General features: G+C 39.9%; 18 protein-coding genes and 1 riboswitch. All 18 genes read right to left on the bottom strand.

The annotated features are described in order from the left end of the window. Positions 1 to 37 precede the first annotated feature (37 nt). Positions 38 to 1,630 carry a CTP synthase gene (locus MKY46_RS02650; RefSeq protein WP_036121444.1) on the bottom strand — a complete coding sequence of 531 codons (1,593 nt, stop codon included), beginning with the start codon at positions 1,628 to 1,630 and terminating at the stop codon, positions 38 to 40. 441 nt (positions 1,631 to 2,071) lie between these two features. Continuing rightward, entirely contained in the window at positions 2,072 to 2,614 is a 543-nt protein-coding gene (gene rpoE, locus MKY46_RS02645; protein ID WP_058844289.1) for a DNA-directed RNA polymerase subunit delta, read from the bottom strand. Between the two features lie 461 nt (positions 2,615 to 3,075). Then, complete coding sequence (icmF, locus tag MKY46_RS02640) at positions 3,076 to 6,324, bottom strand: fused isobutyryl-CoA mutase/GTPase IcmF (protein ID WP_340833710.1); 3,249 nt, start codon at positions 6,322 to 6,324, stop codon at positions 3,076 to 3,078. Positions 6,325 to 6,417: 93 nt separating this feature from the next. Continuing rightward, complete coding sequence (locus tag MKY46_RS02635) at positions 6,418 to 7,050, bottom strand: TetR/AcrR family transcriptional regulator (protein WP_036121448.1); 633 nt, start codon at positions 7,048 to 7,050, stop codon at positions 6,418 to 6,420. Between the two features lie 3 nt (positions 7,051 to 7,053). Beyond that, positions 7,054 to 8,190 (bottom strand): acyl-CoA dehydrogenase, encoded by a 1,137-nt coding sequence (locus MKY46_RS02630; RefSeq protein ID WP_036121450.1) that lies wholly within the window; start codon positions 8,188 to 8,190, stop codon positions 7,054 to 7,056. A gap of 168 nt (positions 8,191 to 8,358) precedes the next feature. Continuing rightward, the gene (locus tag MKY46_RS02625; RefSeq protein ID WP_340812543.1) at positions 8,359 to 9,495 is read right to left on the bottom strand and encodes an acyl-CoA dehydrogenase; all 1,137 of its coding nucleotides are present in this window, start codon (positions 9,493 to 9,495) and stop codon (positions 8,359 to 8,361) included. A 59-nt stretch (positions 9,496 to 9,554) separates the two neighbouring features. After that, positions 9,555 to 10,406, bottom strand: coding sequence for a 3-hydroxybutyryl-CoA dehydrogenase (locus MKY46_RS02620; protein ID WP_036121460.1), 852 nt, complete (start codon positions 10,404 to 10,406; stop codon positions 9,555 to 9,557). Continuing rightward, on the bottom strand, positions 10,406 to 11,611 hold the full coding sequence (locus MKY46_RS02615; RefSeq protein WP_340833709.1) for an acetyl-CoA C-acetyltransferase: 1,206 nt from the start codon (positions 11,609 to 11,611) through the stop codon (positions 10,406 to 10,408). Before MKY46_RS02615 ends, MKY46_RS02620 begins: the two co-directional genes overlap by 1 nt. A gap of 199 nt (positions 11,612 to 11,810) precedes the next feature. Further along, complete coding sequence (locus MKY46_RS02610; RefSeq protein WP_271912337.1) at positions 11,811 to 14,045, bottom strand: heterodisulfide reductase-related iron-sulfur binding cluster; 2,235 nt, start codon at positions 14,043 to 14,045, stop codon at positions 11,811 to 11,813. A gap of 270 nt (positions 14,046 to 14,315) precedes the next feature. Then, a complete protein-coding gene (locus MKY46_RS02605) occupies positions 14,316 to 14,879 on the bottom strand; it encodes a cob(I)yrinic acid a,c-diamide adenosyltransferase (RefSeq protein WP_036121468.1) in 564 nt (187 codons plus the stop codon). 12 nt (positions 14,880 to 14,891) lie between these two features. Then, positions 14,892 to 16,352, bottom strand: coding sequence for an adenosylcobinamide amidohydrolase (locus MKY46_RS02600; protein ID WP_340833708.1), 1,461 nt, complete (start codon positions 16,350 to 16,352; stop codon positions 14,892 to 14,894). After that, positions 16,349 to 17,350: a FecCD family ABC transporter permease gene (locus tag MKY46_RS02595; RefSeq protein ID WP_340833707.1), complete on the bottom strand. Its 1,002-nt coding sequence runs from the start codon at positions 17,348 to 17,350 to the stop codon at positions 16,349 to 16,351. The genes MKY46_RS02600 and MKY46_RS02595 overlap by 4 nt, the downstream gene beginning before the upstream one ends. After that, positions 17,347 to 18,318, bottom strand: a complete 972-nt coding sequence (locus MKY46_RS02590) for an ABC transporter substrate-binding protein (RefSeq protein WP_340833705.1) — start codon at positions 18,316 to 18,318, stop codon at positions 17,347 to 17,349. The genes MKY46_RS02595 and MKY46_RS02590 overlap by 4 nt, the downstream gene beginning before the upstream one ends. Before the next feature lie 145 nt (positions 18,319 to 18,463). Continuing rightward, a riboswitch (cobalamin riboswitch) is annotated at positions 18,464 to 18,645 on the bottom strand. A 57-nt stretch (positions 18,646 to 18,702) separates the two neighbouring features. Beyond that, positions 18,703 to 20,370 (bottom strand): acyl-CoA dehydrogenase family protein, encoded by a 1,668-nt coding sequence (locus tag MKY46_RS02585; protein WP_340833704.1) that lies wholly within the window; start codon positions 20,368 to 20,370, stop codon positions 18,703 to 18,705. Position 20,371: 1 nt separating this feature from the next. Then, the gene (locus MKY46_RS02580) at positions 20,372 to 21,874 is read right to left on the bottom strand and encodes a class I adenylate-forming enzyme family protein (RefSeq protein ID WP_340833702.1); all 1,503 of its coding nucleotides are present in this window, start codon (positions 21,872 to 21,874) and stop codon (positions 20,372 to 20,374) included. Beyond that, positions 21,867 to 22,256 carry a MerR family transcriptional regulator gene (locus MKY46_RS02575; RefSeq protein ID WP_036121497.1) on the bottom strand — a complete coding sequence of 130 codons (390 nt, stop codon included), beginning with the start codon at positions 22,254 to 22,256 and terminating at the stop codon, positions 21,867 to 21,869. The genes MKY46_RS02580 and MKY46_RS02575 overlap by 8 nt, the downstream gene beginning before the upstream one ends. A 248-nt stretch (positions 22,257 to 22,504) precedes the next feature. Then, complete coding sequence (argS, locus tag MKY46_RS02570; RefSeq protein ID WP_340833701.1) at positions 22,505 to 24,172, bottom strand: arginine--tRNA ligase; 1,668 nt, start codon at positions 24,170 to 24,172, stop codon at positions 22,505 to 22,507. Then, the gene (locus tag MKY46_RS02565; RefSeq protein WP_036121502.1) at positions 24,172 to 24,603 is read right to left on the bottom strand and encodes a DUF1934 domain-containing protein; all 432 of its coding nucleotides are present in this window, start codon (positions 24,601 to 24,603) and stop codon (positions 24,172 to 24,174) included. Before MKY46_RS02565 ends, argS begins: the two co-directional genes overlap by 1 nt. Positions 24,604 to 24,748: the final 145 nt, after the last annotated feature.

Genomic DNA, 24,748 nt, shown 5'->3' with positions numbered 1-24,748 from the left:
AGAGTTGTCTCATTAATAGAGAGACAACTCTTTTTGATTATTTAAATGTTGCTCCGATAAAATCACGGAACAATGGTTGTGGACGATTTGGACGTGAAACTAGCTCTGGGTGGAATTGACATGCTACAAAGAAGTTGTTACCTGGTAGCTCAATAATTTCAACCAATTTGCCATCAGGGCTTGTACCTGAGAAGACAAGACCTGCTGCTTCCATTGCCTCACGATATTCATTGTTAAACTCATAGCGGTGACGGTGACGCTCATAAACAAGCTCTTTACCGTATGCATTGCTTGCCTTTGAACCATCTTTCAATTTACATGGGTATAATCCTAAACGTAATGTACCGCCAATATCTACACTATCATTTTGATCTGGTAAGAAGTCGATAATTGGGTACTCTGTATTTGCATCAAGCTCTGTAGAATGTGCACCTTTTAAACCAAGGACATTACGAGCAAATTCTATTGTTGCTAATTGCATACCTAAGCAAATACCAAGGAACGGTACATCATTTTCACGCGCATATTGTGTCGCTAAAATTTTCCCTTCAACACCACGATCACCAAAACCGCCTGGTACTAAAATGGCATCTGCACCTTTTAATAGTGAAGCAACGTTATCTGCATTGACATGTTCTGCATTAATCCAGTCAATTTCAATATCAGAGTTAAATGCGTAGCCCGCATGCTTTAATGCCTCAACTACTGAAATGTAAGCATCTTGTAATTCCACATATTTCCCTACTAATGCTACTTTTCTTTTATTTGGTAAGTTCTTCACTTTGTCTACCAGCTCGCGCCATTCTTCCATATCTGCCTCTGGTGCTTCAATGCCAAAATGATCAAGAACGATATCATCAATATCTTGTGCATGCAGGTTTAATGGCACTTCATATAAATGCTCTGCATCACGAGATTCAATAATTTCATGTGGTTGCACATCACAGAATAATGCTAATTTCTCTTTCATATCTTGTGGTACTTCTTGTTCTGTACGTACGACGATAATATTTGGCTGGATACCTAAAGAGCGTAATTCTTTAACAGAATGCTGAGTAGGCTTTGTTTTCAATTCACCAGCTGCTTTAATATAAGGTATAAGTGTACAGTGAATATACATCACATTGTCATGACCTAAATTTGTTTTCATTTGGCGAATCGCTTCAAGGAATGGCAATGATTCAATATCCCCTACTGTCCCACCAACCTCTGTAATAACAACGTCTGCATTAGTTTCACGACCAGCACGTTGGATACGGTCTTTAATTTCGTTTGTAATATGAGGAATTACTTGTACTGTTCCACCATTATAATCACCACGACGTTCTTTCTGTAATACAGATTGGTAAACGCGACCTGAAGTTACTGTAGAATGTTTCCCTAGGTTAATGTCAATGAAACGTTCATAATGTCCTAAGTCTAAATCAGCCTCAGCACCATCATCTGTTACAAAAACCTCACCATGTTGATAAGGGCTCATTGTACCTGGGTCAATATTGATATATGGGTCAAACTTTTGAATCGTAACTTCTAAACCACGGTTCTTTAATAAACGACCTAGAGATGCTGCAACAATCCCTTTTCCAAGTGATGATACAACCCCACCTGTTACAAAAATATACTTCGTCATGAATAAATTCCTCCTTATGATGTTCTAAAATTACTAGCTCGCTTAGGGGGGAACAGAATCCTTTATATTCTAATACCCTAAAAAAAGAAAAGCCGAGAATGTCTACAAAAAATGTAGTCGATTCGAAGCTGTAATCGGTTCTATCTCTTTTCCACTTTCCTTTAAACCTTAAAACTCTAACATTTATCCAGTCACCGTTTACTATACATCATGAATAAATCCAAACTTTTATATTCATTTCTGGATGAATGTATGGGAGAACTGAATATAGTTAAAAACAAAAAAACGCTCCTCCTGCATAGGTTTGCAGGGGGAGCGTATTATATACACGGTCTTTCTCCTTCTTTTAAGGAGCCCAAGTAAAAGATTAAACGGAACCGTGATAGAAGTCAAGATTTTTTACTCCATGCCTAATAGAAAGAAAATTCTAAGAGTACTGTATTAGTTTTCTTCCTCTTCTTCGTCGAACTCTTCTTCCTCTTCATCAATAAAGTCTTCATCAATTTCTTCATCAATATCTTCGATTTCTTCATCGTCAAAATCGATTTCTTCTTTTTCTTCGTCCTCTTCTTCAATATCTTCTTCATCAACAAACTCTTCGAAGTCTTCGTCAAAGTCGATATCTTCTTCTTCTAAATCTACATCCTCATCAAGATCTTCATCATCAAAGGCAGCTTTAGATTTTTTCTTTTGAGTCTTAACAGAAGGTGCTGTTTCTTCTTCAATTTGCTCTACTTTAAACCATTCACGTAGGCCCCATCCTGCTTCTTGATTATATAAGAAGCGGCCATCAATATTAATATCTGTATAAAATTGTAACAGACGGGATTTCATTTCTGCATCACTATAGCCCACAAGCTCTTGAATTAATTTTAGTAAATCATTAAAAGACACTGAGGCACGTTTTTCATTTAAAATTGCATAAGCTAAGTTAATTAACGATTCTTCCGTTAATTGTTCCTTTGTCATTTCACGAAAATTCAATTCGTGCACTTCCTTTCCCTCATCACAATGGACGTTTTAAAATTACATGGTGCTTTATTTTCCAAGCGCAGCAAAAAAGGCCACGCAAAAGGTACTTTCTATACATAAGCATAATACCCATTATATACAAAGTTTTAGCCCCTTTGCTAGCTTCAATTACTGTTTTTTATATTACGCATTTTTTTTATTCCAAGATAAAACAAATAAACAGATAATAGTAGTAAAGGAATAGCGCCAATTTGCTTATTATACAGGAAAATGGCTACCAATACTAAAGCTAATATAATTATGTAGTGAATAAATGATTTCATCCCTACTGCGCCTCCCCTTTTTTTACATTTCTATTATAACGAAAATAAAAAGAAGTGCCTAATCTTAAGACTAGACACTAGAAACTAGAGAAGCTTGTTACATAAATTAGAAAAAAATGTTAGAAAAAAAGCAGTTTTGAATGTCTACAATTACATATTTCGACGATATTGTCCGCCAACTTCATATAAAGCTTTTGTAATTTGTCCTAAGCTTGCTACTTTTACTGATTCCATAAGCTCAGCAAAAATATTACCATTGTTAACAGCAACTTCTTGTAAACGTGCGATTGCAGCTTCACTTTCTTCTTCATGCGTCTTCCAGAATGCTTGTAAATTGCGAATTTGCGTTTCCTTCTCTTCTGTGGATGCACGAGCAATTTCCATATTATCGATAGCAGCGTCTGAAGGTGGATTTGGATTCAGGTACGTATTGACACCAATGATTGGTAGCTCCCCTGAATGCTTTAACATTTCATAGTACATGGACTCCTCTTGAATTTTACCTCGTTGATATTGCGTTTCCATTGCACCTAAAACACCACCACGATCATTAATACGATCAAATTCCTCAAGGACCGCTTCTTCTACAAGATCTGTCAATTCTTCTATAACAAATGCACCTTGCAGAGGATTTTCGTTTTTTGCCAAGCCATGCTCTTTCGTAATAATCATTTGGATAGCCATGGCACGACGTACAGATTCCTCTGTAGGTGTTGTAATAGCTTCATCATAGGCATTTGTATGCAATGAGTTACAGTTATCTTGTAATGCCATCAATGCTTGTAATGTTGTACGAATATCATTAAAATCAATCTCTTGCGCATGTAGACTACGACCAGATGTTTGAATATGATATTTTAGCTTTTGCGCACGTTCATTGGCACCATATTTATCACGCATTACAATGGCCCAAATACGACGAGCAACACGTCCAATTACTGTATACTCTGGATCAAGTCCATTCGAGAAGAAGAACGATAGATTTGGTGCAAAGTCGTTAATATTCATGCCACGACTTAAATAATACTCTACATACGTAAAGCCATTTGCTAAGGTGAAAGCTAATTGGGAAATAGGATTTGCCCCAGCTTCTGCAATATGGTAACCCGAAATAGAAACGGAATAGTAGTTACGCACCTTATGATCAATAAAGTATTGCTGAATATCACCCATCATACGTAAAGCAAACTCTGTCGAGAAAATACATGTGTTCTGTCCTTGATCTTCTTTTAAAATATCAGCTTGTACTGTTCCACGTACAACCTGCAATGTGTTTTCACGTGTCTCGGTAAACTCTTCTACTGTCAAAGTCCGTCCTAGCTCTTGTTCGCGCAATTTAACTTGTTGATCGATCGCCGTATTCATGAACATCGCTAAAATAATAGGCGCTGGACCATTAATGGTCATAGATACAGATGTAGACGGTGCACATAAATCAAAGCCTGCATAAAGCTTTTTCATATCCTCTAATGTACAGATCGATACACCCGATTCCCCGACCTTACCATAAATATCTGGACGGTAATCTGGATCTTCCCCATAGAGAGTTACAGAATCAAAGGCTGTAGATAAACGTTTCGCATCGTCATCCTTCGATAAATAGTGGAAGCGTTTATTTGTACGTTCAGGTGTTCCTTCACCAGCAAATTGACGCTTCGGATCTTCTCCCTCACGTTTGAATTGGAAAACACCTGCTGTATAAGGAAACTCACCAGGAACATTCTCTTTGTACACCCAGCGTAATATTTCACCGTAGTCCTCAAATTTCGGCAATGCTACTTTAGGAATTTTTGTACCAGAAAGACTTGTTGTTTTTAAAATAGTGCGAATTTCTTTGTCTCGAACCTTCGTCACAAACTCATCACCAGCATAAGCTTCTTTTAAAGTTTGCCAATTATCCAATATACGCTTGGATTCTGCTGATAATTCATCTCTGACACCTTGTGCTAAAGAAGAAAGCGATGCTATAAGTGCATCCTCTGGTGCTTTTTCCTTAACTACCGTAATAGCACCTTCTAATTGGAACAGACGGCGAGCAAATCCCACCTGCTGTTCTGATTTTTTATGATAGCCACGAACCGTGTCAGTAATTTCACGTAAATAATAACGACGATCGTTTGGAATAATGACATCTTGCTTTTGCGTCTTAGCAAATTGCTCATAGCTTGTTTCCCAATTGTAGCCTGTTTTTTCGTTAATAATATGAACTAAAGCTGCGAATAATGCATTGGTCCCTTTGTCATTAAACTGGCTAGCAATTGTTCCATAAACAGGCATACTATCAAGTGATTCTTCCCATAGCTCACGAGATCGTTGGTATTGTTTTTGTACTTGACGTAGCGCATCCTCCGAGCCTTTACGCTCAAACTTATTGATCGCAATGACATCTGCAAAATCAATCATATCAATTTTCTCAAGCTGTGTAGGTGCACCAAATTCACTTGTCATAACATACATGGAAAGATCTGTATACCTTGTGATTTCGGCATCACCTTGACCAATACCACTTGTTTCGACGATGATTAAATCATAGCCCGCTACACGTACTACATCTATTACATCACCAATAGATGCAGATAATTCAGTGCGAGAGCCTCGTGTTGCTAAACTACGCATATAAACGCGGTTATTGAAGATGGCGTTCATGCGAATTCTATCGCCAAGTAATGCTCCACCTGTTTTTTGCTTTGTTGGATCGACCGAAAGAATGGCTACACGTTTATCTGGGAATTCTTTCAGGAAACGGCGAATCAGCTCATCCGTTAATGAAGATTTCCCTGCGCCACCTGTTCCTGTAATCCCCATGACAGGTGTACCTTTTGAACGCTTTCGTGCCTCAATTAACATCTCTTTCGTAGCTTCATCCTCATTTGACTCAGCTGCTGTAATTAGATTGGCTAAAATTTCAGGCGTTTCTGTCGTTAAAGCCTCTAATTTATCTAAATAGTTGCCTGTTGCAGTTGGAAAGTCCGTTCCTTTAATTTGCTCATTAATCATCCCTTGTAGCCCTAAAACACGGCCATCCTCTGGTGAGAAAATGCCTGCAATGCCATACGCATGAAGCTCTTTAATTTCACGAGGTAAAATAACCCCACCACCACCGCCATAAATTTTAATATGCGGTGCCCCTTTTTCACGCAGCAAATCATACATATATTTAAAGTATTCCATATGCCCGCCTTGATAAGAAGAAACTGCAATACCTTGTGCATCTTCTTGAATCGCGGCATTCACGACTTCTTCGACAGAACGGTTATGCCCTAAATGGATTACTTCTACACCGCTCGATTGTAATATGCGTCGCATTATATTGACCGAAGCATCATGTCCATCAAAAAGACTTGATGCTGTCACAAAACGTACGTGATTTTTTGGACGATATACTTCTACCTTTGTCATATGAAATCCCCACTCTCTCCCCTTAATGAATTGAAAAAAGCCGACAATTGCAATGTCGATGTATGCAATTGCCGACAAACCCCTTACGAAATATTAGAACCCCTTTATGCCTGAAATGAACAAGGTGATTTGCATGTCGATGAACTCATCAATTGAATGTTGACGATGTAATGCCCATTTGCGGAACGCCCAACTTTGTCCTGAGACAACTAAGTTATTGGCTGCTAAATGGATTTGCTTGTCTGTCATTGTTAGTTCCCCAGACTGCACACAGCGCTGTAGCAAGCGTTCAAAAGTGGCAACCATTTCAAACTCTTTACTAAAGACATAGCGTTGTGCTTCTTTTGACAATGATTTTGTTTCTTGATACATGATTGTTAGCTCATCAACCATGCTATCAATTTGCACGAAATATTCTCGAATCATTTCTTTTAACTCATCAATTGTTCCAGCTTTAATCTCGTAACTTGAAAGCCGCTCCATTGCATGATGATAGATACTATCACAAACAAGATAAAGAACGTCTTCTTTAGTACGGATGTACTCGTATAAAGTACCAATACTAAAGCCTGCAGCTTTTGCGATTTCTCTCGTCGTGGCACGATGAAAGCCTTTTTCTTTAAATAGCTTAATAGCTCCTTGAATCATTTGTTCACGACGAATGGCGATTAAATTTTCATCTTTTACAGTTGACTGTACTTGGGGCCTTTTATCTTTTTCTGTCATCAATTATTTCGTTAGCATACGCGAGATTACAAGACGTTGAATCTCCTGCGTACCTTCGTAAATTTGAGTAATTTTCGCATCACGCATAAAGCGCTCTACTGGATAATCCTTTGTATAACCATAGCCACCAAATACTTGAACCGCCTCTGTCGTTACACTCATTGCTGTATCGCCAGCCATTAATTTCGCCATTGCAGAAGCCTTACCATATGGTAGGTTATTAGACTCTAACCAAGCCGCTTGGTATGTAAGAAGTCGAGAAGCTTCAATTTGAGTTGCCATGTCTGCTAATTTAAAAGATACACCTTGGTTAGCAGAGATTGGTTTACCAAATTGCACACGTTCTTTGGCATAGTCAACTGCTGCATCCAGCGCTCCTTGTGCAATTCCTACAGCTTGAGCAGCAATACCATTACGTCCACCATCTAGTGTCGTCATAGCAATTTTAAAACCTTCCCCTTCAGCTCCTAGCAGGTTTTCTTTTGGAACACGGCAGTTGTCGAAAATGATTTCGGTTGTAGGAGATGAACGAATTCCTAATTTCTTTTCTTTCTTCCCTACAGAGAAACCTTTAAATCCAGCTTCCACGATAAATGCTGATGTACCGTGTTTAGCTTCTGGATCTGTTACTGCAAACACAATATATGTATCTGCCACTCCGCCGTTTGTAATAAAGATTTTTGAGCCATTTAAAATATAATCATCGCCATCACGTTTAGCATATGTTTTCATGCCACCCGCATCAGATCCTGAACCTGGTTCTGTTAAACCATACGCACCAATATGTTTTCCTTCTGCCATTGGACGAAGGTATTTTTGTTTTTGTTCTTCTGTACCGAACTTGTACAGTGGCCATCCTGCCAGTGAAGTATGTGCTGATAATGTTACCCCAGTGGAGGCACAGACACGTGATAATTCTTCAACAGCAATGACATATGCAAGGTAGTCAAACCCAGCTCCACCATATTCCTCTGGCCACGGAATACCAGTTAACCCAAGCTCCGCCATTTTATCGAAAATTGCACGGTCAAATTCTTCATTCTCGTCACGTTCAGCAGCTGTTGGTGCCACTTCATTTATAGCAAAATCACGAATCATTTCACGTAATTGTTCATGCTCTTCTGTTAACTGAAAGTTCATTGTCCATTTCCCCTTTTTAATTAGACTCTGTTCTATGTTACCTGTGTGTTGTTCTGGGTTCAGCGATTGTCAATCATATTGGAGCATTGGAGCGAGTTTCCATTCTTGATGAGGGTCTTTACTCCACTTTAATAAGTCATCCCTAAGAGAATAGCCTATCATCAGGCTTTATTTCAGTAAATGTTTACTAATAACTAGTTTTTGAATTTCACTTGTACCTTCATAGATTTCTGTGACCTTTGCATCACGGAAATATCGCTCTACTGGATAGTCCTCTGTGTAGCCGTAGCCGCCAAAAACTTGAACCGCTTCTATTGACGTTTGTACAGCTGTTCGTGATGCGAAAAGTTTGGCCATTGAAGCTTCTGCTCCACACGGTAAACCTTTTGCACGTAAATCTGCTGCACGATACACTAATAGTTTTGCCGATTCAACAGCTGTTGCCATATCAGCGAGTGTAAAGCCAACTCCTTGTTGAGCAGCAATCGGTTTACCAAATTGCACACGCTCTTTTGCATAAGTAGTAGCCGCCTCTAGTGCTGCTTCAGCAATCCCCAATGCCTGTGCTGCAATACCGATTCGCCCTACATCTAAATTCGCCATCGCAATTTTGAAGCCTTCTCCCTCTTCCCCTAAAAGGTTGTCGGTTGGGATGCGGCAATTATCGAATGTCAGTTGAACAGTGCGTGAGCCATGTAAACCCATCTTTTGTTCATCTTTACCAATGATTAAACCTGGTGTTCCTTTTTCAACAATAAAAGCCGAAATACCTCGTGTTTTTTCAGCAGGGTTGGTTGAGGCGAATACGATATATACATCAGCCTCTCCGCCATTTGTAATAAAAACTTTAGAGCCGTTAATCACATATTCATCGCCGTCTCGTACTGCCTTTGATTGTAGAGACCCTGCGTCAGAGCCTGCACCTGGCTCTGTTAAACAAAATGCGCCTAAATATTCCCCGGCTGCAAGCTTTGGTACATAACGCTTCTTTTGTTCCTCATTTCCAAAGTAAATGATTGGATTTGTTCCAACCGAAGTATGCACTGATAAAATAACCCCCATTACAGCGCTTACTTTTGACAATTCATTAATCGCAATAATATACGATGTAAAATCCATACCAGAGCCACCTAAGTCTTCTGGTGTCGTAATCCCCATTAAGCCAAGTTCACCCATTTGTTGTAGAAGCTCACGTGGAAATTCTCCTGCTTCCATCCGCCCTACCCATGGTTGAATTTTTTCCTGAGCAAATTGACGAACCATATCGCGCATCATCATTTGCTCATCTGTAAATTGCAATTGCATCTATAATGTCACCCCTCTAAGTTGTCCCGCAACATCTACATAACCCCATCCCCATAGGATTATTCGTAAACGTAAAAGCCTCTTCCTGATTTCTTTCCTAGCCAGCCAGCTGCAACGTATTTACGAAGCAGTGGACAAGGGCGATATTTACTATCTCCTAGACCCTCATGTAAAATTTCCATGATGTAAAGGCAAGTATCTAAGCCAATGAAGTCTGCTAATGTTAATGGTCCCATCGGATGGTTCATACCTAGCTTCATCACATCGTCAATTGCTTCCTTCGTAGCTACACCTTCATAAAGTGCATAAATTGCTTCATTAATCATTGGTAGCAAAATACGGTTTGAAATAAATCCTGGGAAGTCGTTCACTTCTACTGGTGTTTTCGCTAACTTGACTGTCATCGCTTCAACAGCTTTGTATACTTCATCCGTAGTTGCTAAACCTCTAATAATTTCAACAAGCTTCATTACTGGCACTGGATTCATAAAATGCATACCAATTACTTGCTCTGGTCGATTTGTTACCGCAGCGATTTCAGTAATAGGCAACGAAGATGTATTCGTAGCTAAAATGGCATGTGCTGGTGCAATGCCATCAAGTTGCTTAAAGATGGATTGCTTAATGTCCATATTCTCTACAGCTGCCTCGATGATAATATCTACATCACTAGCATCCTGTAAATCTAGTGACATACTAATTCGACCTAAAACAGCCGCTTTGTCATCCTCCGTTTTACGGCCCTTTTCTACATCACGTGATAAATTTTTTGTAATAACTCCTATTCCACGCTCGAAGAACTCTTGTTTAATATCATTCAATTTCACATCATAGCCGGCTTGTGCACAAACTTGTGCAATGCCAGAGCCCATTTGCCCTGCACCAATGACCATTACCTTCTGAATTCCCATTAGTTCAGTCCCCCTGTTTTTGGTACTTCAATCATAATCGCATCACCTTGACCCCCACCTGAACAAATTGCAGCAATACCGATGCCTCCACCACGACGCTTCAATTCTTGTGCAAGCGTTAAAATAATACGTGCACCAGATGCTCCAATAGGATGACCTAAAGCAACCGCACCGCCATTAACATTCACCTTTTCAGCATCTAAATCAGCTAACTGCTTGCTGACCAAAGCGACTGCTGCAAAGGCCTCATTGATTTCGATCAAATCAATATCTGCCAATGATTTATTGGTTTTTTTCAGCAATTTATTAATAACAAGACCTGGTGTTTGTGGGAAGTTTTCTGGCTCGATGGCAAGCTCTTCATGACCTAAAATTATTGCTAATGGCTCTCTTCCTTCACGTGTGGCACGTTCCTCACTCATAACCACGAGGGCACATGCACCATCGTTAACGCCAGGTGCATTACCTGCTGTGATCGTGCCATCCTTGTCAAAGGCTGGTTTCAGTTTTGCTAGTACCTCCAACGTTGTACCTGCTCTTGGTGCTTCATCTGTATCGACGATCAGTGGTTGTCCTTTACGTTGTGGAATCTCCACTTGTACGATTTCTTCAGCAAAGTAACCTTGTTCAATCGCCGCTAGTGCGCGCTCATGACTGCGAACAGACCAAGCGTCCTGTTCCTCACGACTGAGCGAGAATTCCTTAGCTGTTGCATTACCATAGCTCCCCATATGCGGTCTCGCTTTATCGAAAGCACATGTTAAACCGTCATAAAGCATGCCATCCACCATTGTGGAATCTCCCATACGCAAGCCATTTCGACCATTTAACAGATAGTACGGAGCATTGGACATAGACTCCATTCCACCAGCAATAATCACTTCTTCGTCCCCTAATCGAATCAATTGATCTGCTAATGTCACTGCACGCATCCCTGATGCACAAACTTTATTGATTGTTTCTGTTTTTACCGCTGTTGGTAAATTGGCTTTTATCGCAGCTTGCCTCGAAGGTATTTGCCCCTGTCCCCCTTGTAAAACAGAGCCCAAAATAACCTCATCTACTTCGTCAGATGCAATATTTGCTTTCTCTAGCGCACCTTTTATTGCAATTGCCCCTAGATCACTTGCATGTAATGTTGATAATGAACCTCCAAATTTACCAAATGCAGTTCTTGCTCCTACTAAAATGACAGCTCTATTCAAGTAAAACACCCCTTTTGTTTTACGTACTCGATGAAGTAGTATAGCATTTCATTGACTGAACGCTCGCTCGACTTCTATCGATGAAAAATGGGAGCTTGTTAGTTGCAACTCCCATTTCCATTTAATCTTATTCTACAAAACAATTTTTTATTGTGCAATTTATATTTTTCAGATAACTAAAATATTTCTACAATAGCGATCATTTTTCTGCGTTCGCTTCCGTATTCTCGTCCTGTTGAACATTTTCTACGGATGCTACCACTTCCTCTAATGTTTCTTCTTCAGCTTCCTCAGATGAAGGATCAACAGCCTTCACTTTTTCACCGAACACTGAACGCTCTAGTAATTCTGCTACATCGAATGTGCCAATAGAGTCTTCCACTTCTTTTGCCTTTGTACCATCCTCCAGCATTGTTAAGCAATAAGGACAGCCAGATGAAATAACGGATGCATTAGTAGCAAGAGCTTGCTCTGTACGAGCTACATTAATGCGATTACCAACATGCTCTTCCATCCACATTAAGCCACCACCTGCACCACAGCACATAGCAGTTTCGCGATTTCGTTCCATTTCCACAAGCTTCACACCCGGGATACCGCGTAGAATTTCTCTCGGCGCATCATAAACATCATTGTAACGGCCTAAGTAACAGGAATCGTGGAAAACAATTGTTTCATGAACTTCATAATTGAGTGCCAGACGATTTTCCTCAATCAACTGATTTAGTATTTCAGTATGATGATACACTTCGCCATTCCAGCCAAAGTCTTGGTATTCGTTTTTAAAGATATTGTAAGCATGAGGGTCGATTGTCACTATTTTCTTCACATCATTTTTCTCAAACTCATCAATATTTGCTGTAGCTAATTCTTGGAATAAAAATTCATTTCCTAAACGACGAGGTGTGTCCCCAGAGTTTTTCTCTTTATTTCCTAAGATCGCAAACTTCACACCAGCTTCGTTTAATAGACGACAGAAAGCTAAAGCAATTTTTTGAGAGCGATTATCGAATGCCCCCATCGAACCAACCCAGAATAGATATTCCATTTCTTCGCCAGATTTTTTTAACTCTTTTACTGTTGGAATATGGATTGTTGGATCAAGATCACGCCAATTCTCTTTTTCTTTACGGTTTAAGCCCCAAGGATTCCCTTGTCGTTCGATATTTGTCATGGCACGTTGTGCATCAGGATTAACTTTTCCTTCCGTCATTGTTAGATAGCGACGTAGGTCGATGATTTTATCAACATGCTCATTCATTACTGGACATTGATCCTCACAGTTTCGACAAGTCGTACAAGCCCAAATTTCTTCTTCTGTAATCACATCGCCAATTAAAGATGGGCTGTAAATATCTTCAATTACTGCGCCTTCAGCACCAGCAGCCATCGCAAGCTGATTACCCTTGGTATTGGCAAAGAATTGATAAGGTACCCAAGGCTTTTGTTTTGTTACAACAGCGCCAGTAAATGTTAAATGATCACGCAATTTTACGATTAAATCCATTGGAGACAGCATTTTTCCTGTTCCAGTTGCAGGACACATATTGGTACAACGTCCACATTCCACACAAGAATACAGATCGAGCATTTGCTTTTGTGTGAAGTCTTGTATGCGTCCAACTCCAATTGAAGGCATATCCTCTTCACTTTCAGCATTTTCTCCTGCTTCTTCTAATGCCTCAAAATCGATAGGCGTTAATGTACCCACACGATCTAAACGATTCATGTAAACATTCAGTGGGCTAACAATTAAATGGAAATGCTTAGATTGTGGTACATACACAAGGAATGTTAATAGAATTAAAAGATGTGCCCACCACATAACATAAAATACTCCAGCAGCTACTGATGCAGGTAGGAAGCCAAATATAGCAGCAATGCTTGAAGCAACAGGCTCCGTATAAGTTAACCCCTCACCATGCCAGATTAATCCCATACCATTAGCGATTAATGTTGAGACCATTAAGCCACCAATGAAAATTAACACAAGACCGTTTTTCCATCCTCTTTTTAGACGCACTAGCTTTTCTACATAGCGGCGGTAAAATGCCCACACTACCGCAACTAAAATCATTAAAACTACAAGCTCTTGGAAGAATGTAAAGACACCATAGAAAATACCTAATGGCAGATGTGATCCTGGTGCTAGTCCTTTCCAAATTAAATCAATGGCCCCTAACTGAACCATCAAAAATCCATAGAAAAACATCACGTGAATTAATCCACTCTTTGGATCCTTTAATAGCTTGTTTTGACCAAATACATTGACCATAATATAGCGTAGTCGCTCTTTAACACTTTCATCAAACTCAACCTTTTTCCCCAATTGCACATACTTATAGCGTGTTTTCAACAGATAGAAGAACAATCCTACTGCATAAAGCACAACCACGACTGTTAAGACTATGTTAGCAATTAATAATGGACTCATGGTTGGTCCCCCCTTTAGTTTGTCGTAATTTTCTCTCTTTGCGGCAAATTTGCTAGTTCATACGGAAATGTGCGTCACTATATCAATATATTCCTATTCTAATAAATGAGTGAGCATTCAGTCAACATAAAACGGAAATATTTCTGATAATTTTATATTCTTACACTTTACAAGAAAAAAAGCCACCCTGAAATTTATTCAAAGTAGCATTTTTTTACTTTTCTTTTTTAAAATTTAATTAATAAAAGCTGCGACATTCACATAACAAGTTTATTTTTTGAAGACATTGCCACTGCGAATGTATTCAATATCTGCTACGTTTAATCGAGCATTTACAACACGTGCGGCTGCAAATAAATAATCTGATAATCGATTTAAATATTTTTGTACAACTTTCGGCACGTCCTCCACTTCTTTCATAAGTGTCACCATTTCACGCTCTGCTCGTCGTGCAACTGTACGAGCAATGTGTAAAGTTGCAGCTGCTGGTGCGCCACCTGGTAAAATAAAACGTTGTAATGGTGGTGCCTCATCTGATAAAGCATCTATACGAGCTTCCAACACTTCAATCGGTTGCTCTGTTAATTTATAGTGGCGTTCTTTCATCACATTGGCAAGGTCACCACCAGCATCGAATAGTTCATGCTGAATTGTTTCAAGATCTGTTAAAATATCCTTAAAAAGTGCTTGATCTAATTCACTTACTGCCTTCCCGATAAAAGAGTTTAATTCATCAATCGCCCCGTATGTTTCAACACGTAAGCTATCTTTATCAACGCGTCCGCCAATTAGACTTGTTTTCCCCGTATCGCCTGTTTTCGTGTAAAGCTTCATTTCTCTCATCTCCTAAAACTGATTTTTATAATTTCTGATGGCCTGAACTGTTGTTTCATAAACACCCTTGGCAATCATTTTACCAACTTCCGTAATCGGGCCACCATACAGCATTTCTTCCCCTTTTTGAGTTGCTGCAATTAACAGACTATCTGTAGCAGTTCCTGTAGCAATAGTTCCACTACGCTCGTCACGAATATCTTCTGATTGCAAAGCTTTTGTTTTCGCCTCTGTAGCTGTCATCAGTGCCTGGAAAAATGCCTCCTCCGATAAACAGCCATTGATTATGATCCATGTATTGATAGTACCAATATATGGATCATCCTGTCTTTCGTGTACACGTGATACATCAACCGCATTGCCCACACCAGCTGTTACAGCTACTATCATACTGCCAAAAGGCGCTGAAAATTCATTGATGGCAACAAGAGCTGTTGGCACTGCTGTCAGCATCACAACAGTACTTGTTGGGGAAAAATTCTCTCTTTGCAAAAAATCACTAACTTCTCTTTTTACATCACTTATCACATAATCACCAGGTACAGAGCGGTTTAACAAGCAATTATGCCAGCCAATACCTGGGTTATGAACAGCAGAGGACACTGTTTTTAACGGAATCTCTGATTGGAGTTGAATATAGTGTTCCGTTATCATGAAATGGTCTTTTTTGATGACAGCTCGCTGCTGGTAATCAGTTGTTGCGGGCATCATTGTAATTTGAGGTTTTGGTATTTCGGGATGGGCATATGTAGCCACTCGTGCTTGATAAACTTCTTCAATTTGGGAGGCAATTAATACTTCATGCGGTGCTCCAAGTGCTCTCATTTGCCCACCCTCCATAAGCAATAATTCATCACAATAGAGAGAGGCTAAATTCATATCATGTAGTACCATAACGACCGTTAAACCACACTCCACAGCTTCCTTCCTGACCATATCTAAGATTTGCCGTTGATGTGCAATGTCTAGATGATTGGTTGGCTCATCCAGCAGTAGAATTTCTGCTGTTTGCGCTAATGCCTGGGCAACAAATACTCTTTGTTGTTCACCACCCGATAAAAATTCTAACGGGGTGTGCTCATAGCGTTTCACACCTGTTTGCAGCATGGCATGCTGAACAGCCTGTTCATCCTGTTCAGACCAACTTGAGAAAAAACCTGTTTGATGGGGGTAGCGCCCTAATGAAATGGCCTCCCTTACACTGTTTGAGAAAGCATTTGCATGAAGCTGTGGTAGTACAGCCATCTTTTGCGCCAAAGCACGGGCATTATAAGAAAGGATATTTTGTCCATCAATTGTGATTGTTCCAGCAGTAGCTGGTAATATCCCACTCATTACCTTTAATAATGTGGATTTCCCACTACCATTCGGTCCTAGAATACCAAGAATTTTCCCTTTTTCAACAGTAAAACTAATGTCCTTGACGATTGGTACATCTTCATAACCACCTGATAGATGTTCGACAATAATCATGCCCGTACCCCCTTACTTCTACGTTGCTTATAAAAAATATAGGAGAAAACAGGTGCACCAATAAACGCTGTAATAACACCAATAGGCAGCTCTCTTGGCACAATAATTGTTCGTGCTACTAAATCGCAAACAATGAGTAAAGTTGCGCCATTGAAAAACGATAGTGGCAATAAATGGCGGTGGTCGGAACCCCAAATCATCCTTGTCATATGCGGTACAACTAATCCTACAAAGCCAATTGTGCCAGAAACCGCTACAGCAGCTCCCGTTAACATGGAGCCACCCGCTAAAATCAAATACTTACTACGTTTCACATTGACACCTAAATGCTTCGCGCGCTCTTCACCATATAACAAAACATTTAGCTCTCGTCTTTGCGTCCAAAGCATAATGGAACCAACAATAACAAATGGCGTGATCATTTGGACATATGGCCATCCACGCATTGACACAGAACCTAGTAACCAGCCAATTACTTGGCGTAGCTCTTCTCCAGATAAAGCGATCATTAATGAAATGAGAGAACCTAGAAATGAGCTAAAAATAACACCTGTTAAAATTAACGTTTCCATCTTCAATGAACGGTCTACCATTCTAGCGAAGCTCATGACCACTACCATCGTGATGATTGCGCCTATCATACTAAAAGTGGGTAGGGCATACAAGCCTACGACCGGTATAGATATACTAAAAAAGATCGTAATAACAGCACCAACAGATGCCCCCGACGAGACGCCTAATGTATATGGATCTGCCAATGGGTTTTTTAACAACCCTTGGAAAGCTGCTCCAGCAATGGCCAAAGAAGCTCCCACTAGTCCCGCTAACAACACGCGTGGCAGACGGATTTTCCAAAAGATATTAGCAGCTGTTACATCAACTGCTTGATTCCATAAAACTTCTAACGGAATATGAACTGAGCCTATCGCTACGCCACACCAGATACTAATGACAAGAAGCGTACATGTTAGTACATAGGCTAGTGCTATTTTTTTCACTTAAATACCTCTGGATAAATAGCTTTTGCTAATTCTTCAAGACCTTCTCCTAAACGGGGACCTTGACGACTTGTTGTGCTTTCATCTACTTGAACGATTGCCTTATTTTTCACGGCATTAACAGTATCGAAACCAGCACGTTGTGGTATTTTTGTTAAAATATCTGGTACATAATGATATGTCACAACGATGACATCTGGGTTTTTCGCAATAATTTGTTCTGAACTAATTTCATACCAATCCTTCGCATCTGCCGCTACGTTTTCTGCATGAATCATGTCCAGCATAGCATTCATAAATGTGCCATTACCCGCCGTATAAATAGTAGGTTCATCTGATGCTTCGACTAGCACTTTTTTGGGTTCGACATCCTTTACTTTTGTCAGGACATCTTCCACTTTTTCCTTCATATTAGCAATGATTTTTTCAGCCTCTGGTAATTTCCCTGTTGCACGACCAAGTAGCTCAATCGTTGTGTAAGTTTCATTAAAGTCTTGTGCATTTTTTACGACAAATACTTTCAAACCTGCTGACTCAAGCTGTTCAATCGCCGCTTCTGAAAGGGACATGCTAGATTCATGCGAAAACACGATATCTGGCTTTAAGGCAATAATTTTTTCAATATTGTACTCCATGCCCCCAATTTTATCCTTTTCAGCGACTTCTGGTGGATAATCATCATTGTCTGTCACCCCAACTATTTCATCATTTAAACCAAGTTCAAATAATATCTCTGTGTTACTTGGAATAAGAGAAACAATTTTTTCAGGCGGTGCTTCAAGTGTAACATCCTTGCCAATGGCATCTGTTATGGTCATTGGGAATGTTGCTTCATCCACCTGTGGAGTCTCTTGCTGTGTTTGCTGCTCCGTAGCTACTGGCTTGTCATTTTTGGCTTCTTGCCCGCATGCTGCTAACAAACCTACTGCTAAAAATGCTGATAATCCTATTTTCCAAAATTTCTTCATGTGAATCCTCCTTTGTTGATCCGTGCGTCAATTGGTTAGAAATATTTTCTCCATCAAAATAAGACCCCTCATCTTCGAATGATGAGGGGTCAAAATCGCACCAAAAAACTGATACAAAATCCACCACCCTATCCTCGTAGGCTGTCATGTCTATACTATAAAGGCAGGTCTCCTGGCTCGTGCTTATTGCGTTTTTCAAGCCTTCCCGAAATCTTCAGTGGCATTATTTGAAAAAACTCACACTTACAGTGGCGGGACCGCATCGGAATTACACCGACTTCCCTTTTCACTTTACTTAAGTAAAGAACCTTTATAATATTCAGTTGATTTCATTATACATGAAAATAAAAGAAGTCGCCTCCATTCCAGACGACTCCTTGGCAATTATACAATTTCAGAAAAATATTGTACGGTTTTCATTTGTGCACCTATTTGTCTCAATGACCACGTTTGCTCTAAATAGATATCCGCTAGCTTTTCGTACTTTCCGCCAAATTTTTGTGCCCATTCCACCGCTACAACACTTTCATAAAGATGGGCCATCTTTTTCGCTATATCTTTTGCTTCGAAAGTTTTAGTTGCTTCATCTAAAGCGCTAAAAATTTGTAATGTAGCCGCAAGATTTACCAACTGCTCTTCCACAATTTGCACTAGTGGACTATCCGCTAGCTTCTCTAGCCTTGTCTCCATTTCACGGACAAACAGTTCATGTGCATGGAATTTATCCACTAAACGAATAAGTTCTAAAGCCAAAATATTTGCCGTTCCCTCCCATACCGTCAATACTTGTGCATCCCTTAGTAAGCGTGGTGTCACAAAGTCTTCAATATAGCCATTACCACCATGTAATTCAATCGCTTCACTAGCATAATGAACGGCTTGCTCTGCCGTTTCCTTTTTCATAATGGCAATATATAAACGATTCATAATGAGATCTTGTTGTGTTCCCTGCCCACTTGTCACTTTATCGTATAATTGAATAAGATCAAATACTGTCGCTACTTCCACATGCAGCTTAGCAGCAAACTTCCCTAACGTATCCTGGATCATTGGGTATTGTGTTAAGGGCTTGCCAAATGCATATCGATTGGTCACATAATGCTTTGCCTCTAAAAAGCCTCGACGCATAATACCAATCGATGCGACTGCATTACAAATTCTCGAAAGATTTAGTGCTTCTAGCATGTAATAAATCCCTTTATTTTGTTCCCCTACAATATAAGCAAGGGCACCATCAAACTCTACCTCGCCCGATGGGACTGCTCGAACGCCTAATTTATCTTTCAATCGACGAATACGAAGATGATTAGCCGTACCATCTTCATTATTCCATGGAACTGCAAATAACGTTAACCCTTTAGAGCCTGCTTGTGCGCCTTCTAAACGTGCCAACACCATTGCTACGCCACACATACCTGCATTGGATGCGAAGTATTTTTCTCCATAGAGACGGTACTCATTGCCTACTTTTCTGGCCTCCACAACATTTGCCCCAACGTCTGACCCTCCTTGACGTTCTGTTAAAAATGTTGCTCCTTCGTATAGCTCCGTCTCTCCTGTTGCACAAACATGTGGCAAGAAACGCTGCTTTACATCCTCATCAGCATAATGATCTAATAGATAAGCCGTAGCCATCGTCAAAGTCACGGGACAATAAAAACCGGGCTCTGCATGAGATAGTAAATAACCTTGTGCAAAGCTATAGACATAATTCCCTTTGTGACCTAACTGTGGAATTTCTTTGTGCACGTAGCCAACAATTCCCGTATTATATGTCTCTTCAATTGTTTTTTTGTAACCGTCATTCACCCAAACCTCTGATACCTCTTCTCCATAAGCATTATACCGTTCAAGGCGGGGCTCTCCCTGCCGATCAGTATGTTTTGCCCTTACGTCAATATCACCTGCACATAACTCACCGAAATCTGTCAGTTCTCTGTGTGCATAAGACAAAAACTCTTTATCTAACATCATTTCTAACACTTTTTGAAGCGTTTCTTCCTCTGTAAAAAAGTTTGTTGCACGCATTTCTTCCTGCTGTAAAACCTTCATGCTATCTCACCTCTTGTCCTTTCAAGGATTGTTTTAAAATTTTGCCTGAAGCATTGCGTGGTAGCGCTTCCACTTTTTCGAAAATACGTGGTAGTTTATACTTCGCAAGCCGTTCCTCTAAATAAGCTTTCAATGCATCCTCATCTATGTCTTGTTTCGTAGCATATACAGCCTTCACGGTTTCCCCCCATTGCGGATGTGGTATACCAATGACAGCAACTTCAAATATCCCTTCAAAGCTTAATAGGCAATCTTCAATTTCCTTCGGATAAATATTGACACCACCTGAAATAATGACATCTTTTTTGCGATCCACAATCCAAATAAAGCCGTCCTCATCCATCCGAGCCAGATCTCCTGTTTTTAACCACCCATCAATGTAAGCAGCCTTGGTTGCTATTTCATCCTTGAAGTAGCCAAGCATATTACCCTCACCAAATAAGACAATTTCTCCTACTTCGCCCACATTTACATCTTCTCCATTGTCATTGACAATACGAAGCTCTGTGCCAAGTGGCGCCCGTTGGCCAATACTCCCAGCCTTCGTTTCATGCTCCTTGCCAAATAACAGTGAGCCACTCGGACCCGCCTCTGTTAATCCATAAACACAGGTTAAATTAGTTGTTCGGAATGCCTGTTGAATGAAGCGAACCTCATTTTGAGATAATGGTGCTCCACCATATACCCACCACTTCATGGAAGACAAATCAGCCGTTTGTAGCCTCGGCATCTGAGCCGTTAATAAATAAGCAACAGGCGCTCCAAAGAAATGCGTCGTTTTTTCCTGCTCAATGGCATCGATAAAAAGGTCTGGTGTAAAGGTTGGTGTTAATACGCTTGTTGACCCTACAAATACGCCCGCCATTAAAAATAAATGCAATGGTGCTGAATGAGTTAATGGCATCATGAGCAATATACGGCTTTCAGGTTTCACTTCCATTTCAACAGCAATCATTTGTGCCACTGTTAAAATATTACGGTAGCTAAATAACACACCCTTTGGTTTTCCTGTCGTACCAGATGTATACAAAATAGTCGAAGGGTCATCTTCTTGTAGCTGGCAATCAATTGTTTGTGTGCTCGCATTTTGAAGCATTGTTTCGTAATGCTGCCAACCTGTTTTTTCTTGGCCGGTTTTAATTTTTAATGGTACAGCAGCTAGTTGTTCCACTGCGGCAAAAATCGCCTCATGAACAACAATCGCCTTCGCTTCGGCATGCTGTGCCACATACTCTACTTCCTGCAATGTAAATTTCGCATTAACTGGAACAACGATTGCCCCGATACGCTGAATAGCAAAATAGCTTACAACAAACTCTAAAACGTTCGGCATAAAGATTAAAACCTTATCATCCTGACTTACTCCTTGCTCTAGCAAAGCATGACTAAAACGTGTTACTTGTTCATCTAAATCACGATAGGTCACTCTTCTGCCATGACAAATAATGGCTTCATTTTTTGGATACTTACGGGCATTTCGTGCTAACAAACTGGAACTATTCATCATGCATCTCTCCCTTTAAAGTAGCTAATTTTTCACTAAACATGCCTTGCATTTGCTGTAATTCCTGTTTCATTTGCGTCAGCTCAGCAATTTTACTCTCAATCTCTTGAATTTTTTGTTCTCCATACTCTACTGTTCGCTCTAATTGCTGAATACCTGAGCGATCAAAATCAAAAAGTAAAACCATCTCTTTGATTTCCTCCAGTGAGAACCCGTAACGCTTGCCTCTGAAAATAAGCTTGAGCTTCGCCAATTCTTTTTTTGAAAAGGTTCGTTGATTGGTAGATGAGCGATCGGGACGAAGAAGACCAAGTTCTTCATAATAACGAATTGTACGAGTAGATACATTGAATTCCTTTGCTACCTCCTGAATCGTCTTCAAAATCATCTCCCCTTTCCTTATTGTCAACAGTATATCATTGACGTTGACGTAAACTTCAACAAAATTTTCGAAATTAACAGAAAAATTAAGTTTGAAACAGCTAATTTTTAGTGTTATCCGTTCCTTGTGCCTTTTTATCTTTCACATTTACTGTTTTATCAACCACTTTTAGAATGTTATCGCCCATTTTTGGCCTTCTAGCCACTAAAAAACCCCTAACATTCATCATGTTAGGGGCTTAAAAAGTATTACATTTTTTCTGGTGCAGATACGCCGATTAAACGTAGTGCATTAGCAATTGTTGTGCGTACAGCTGTAATTAATGCTAAACGAGCCTCTGTTAACTCCTTGTTGGAAGCATCCAATACTTTTTCTGCATTGTAGAAGCTATGGAATGTTGCTGCTGTCTCTTGAATATAGTTAGCGATTCGGTGTGGTGTACGGTGTTTCGCCGCTTCTGCTACCACTCTCGGGAAATCGCCAATCTTTTTCAGTAAATCAATTTCTTTTTCTGCTGTTAACAGATTAAGATGATCTGTTGCTGCAGTAAATCCTTGCTCATTTGCCGAGCGTAAAATAGATGAAATACGAGCATGTGCATATTGTGCATAGTACACTGGGTTTTCATTGGATTGTGATACAGCAAGATCAAGGTCAAAGTCCATATGAGAATCGCCTGCAGTTTTCACGAAGAAGTATCGTACTGCATCAAGGCCAACCTCTTCTACAAGCTCACGCATTGTTACCGCGTTCCCTGTCCGTTTAGACATTTTGAATTTTTCACCGTTTTTATAAAGCTGAACCATTTGAATAACTTCTACTTCTAATGTATCACGATCATAGCCAAGGGCCTGAATAGCTGCTTTCATACGTGGAATATAACCGTGGTGGTCAGCTCCCCAAATATTGATTAATTTATCGAAACCACGGACAATTTTGTCTTCGTGGTAAGCAATATCTGGCGTTAAGTATGTGAACGAACCATCATTTTTAATTAACACACGGTCTTTATCATCACCAAATGTTGTAGAGCGGAACCAAGTAGCACCATCTTCTTCAAAGACATGACCATTTGATTTTAATTTATCTAACGCTACTTCGATTTTACCGTTTTCATATAGAGACGTTTCAGAATACCAGACATCAAAGTTCACGCGGAAGTTTGCTAAGTCTGTTTTTAATTTATCTAATTCTAAGGCTAAACCGTGTTGACGGAAGAATGCAAAACGTTCATCCTCTGATTTTGCTAAAATAGCTTCACCATGCTCCTCCGCTAATTTACCCGCAATATCAATAATATCTTGCCCATGATAGCCGTCTTCTGGCATCTCCGCTTCCATACCTAGTGCTTGTTTATAGCGTGCTTCTAATGAATAAGCTAGGTTATTAATTTGATTGCCCGCATCATTAATATAATATTCACGAGAGACGCTGTAACCAGCCAGATCTAATACATTACATAATGAATCTCCAACAGAAGCTCCACGTGCATGTCCTAGATGAAGGTCTCCTGTAGGATTTGCTGAAACAAACTCCACTTGAATCTTTTCCCCAGCACCAGCATTTGAACGGCCGTAGTCAGTACCTTGTTCAAGAGCCTGTGTAATTACCCCAGTTAGGAAATCTTTACGTACTGTGATATTCATGAAGCCAGGACCAGCAATGTCGATCTTTTCAATATCTGTACCTGCTGTTTCAAGATTTTCTAAAATAGCTTCCGCAATAGCACGAGGTGGTTTTTTAGCTAATTTCGTTAATTGCATTGCAATGTTTGTTGCATAGTCCCCATTTGCTTTATCCTTTGGTGATTCCAAGTGAATCGATAATTCTGTACCAGCCTCAACTAAGCCTGCCTTTTCAACAGCCTGAGCTATTGCTGCTTTTATAGCCTGTTGTACTTGTTCTACTGCGTTCATCATTGTACCTCCGTAAATGTAATATCTAATGTATAGTTGCCAACGGATTGCCCACCCATTAGTAAATCGTACTGTACATGGAAATCTCCGCTTAATGCCTGTTTCGTAAAGGTCATTTTTTTCGTGTCAATAATGAGTGGCATGGAACCAAACTCACTCTCATAATGCCCTTTTTGTTGCTCAATTATGTTAAGTGGTAAGCGCATATTGACCGAGCCAGCACGCATAATTAGCGCTTTCTCATGTCCTAACTTCATTGTTGTGCGGATAGTTTTATCCTCCTGCACCTCATCATATTTCAAATATAAGCTTCCTGCTTTTTCAAGTAGCTGCCCTTTGAGCCACATTTCATAACTTTCGGACTCTCCATCACTTGGACGAATTGTAGAAATGAGCTTAATGTTCACTTGCGATCTTATTTCGTTCGCCATAATGGACGCTCCCTTTTAGTCTTTTACTATAACCTTTTTATTATAGGATGAATACTCCTGTTTTTTCAAGATAGAAGTCATGTAAAGCATCTCACAAATATAGATGGAGAATAAATAAAAACTCCTCTCTTTACATAATCGAAAG

Source organism: Lysinibacillus sp. FSL M8-0355, from assembly GCF_038008985.1.
GTDB classification, from domain to species: domain Bacteria; phylum Bacillota; class Bacilli; order Bacillales_A; family Planococcaceae; genus Lysinibacillus; species Lysinibacillus fusiformis_D.
This window is presented reverse-complemented; position numbering and strand designations above follow the sequence as displayed.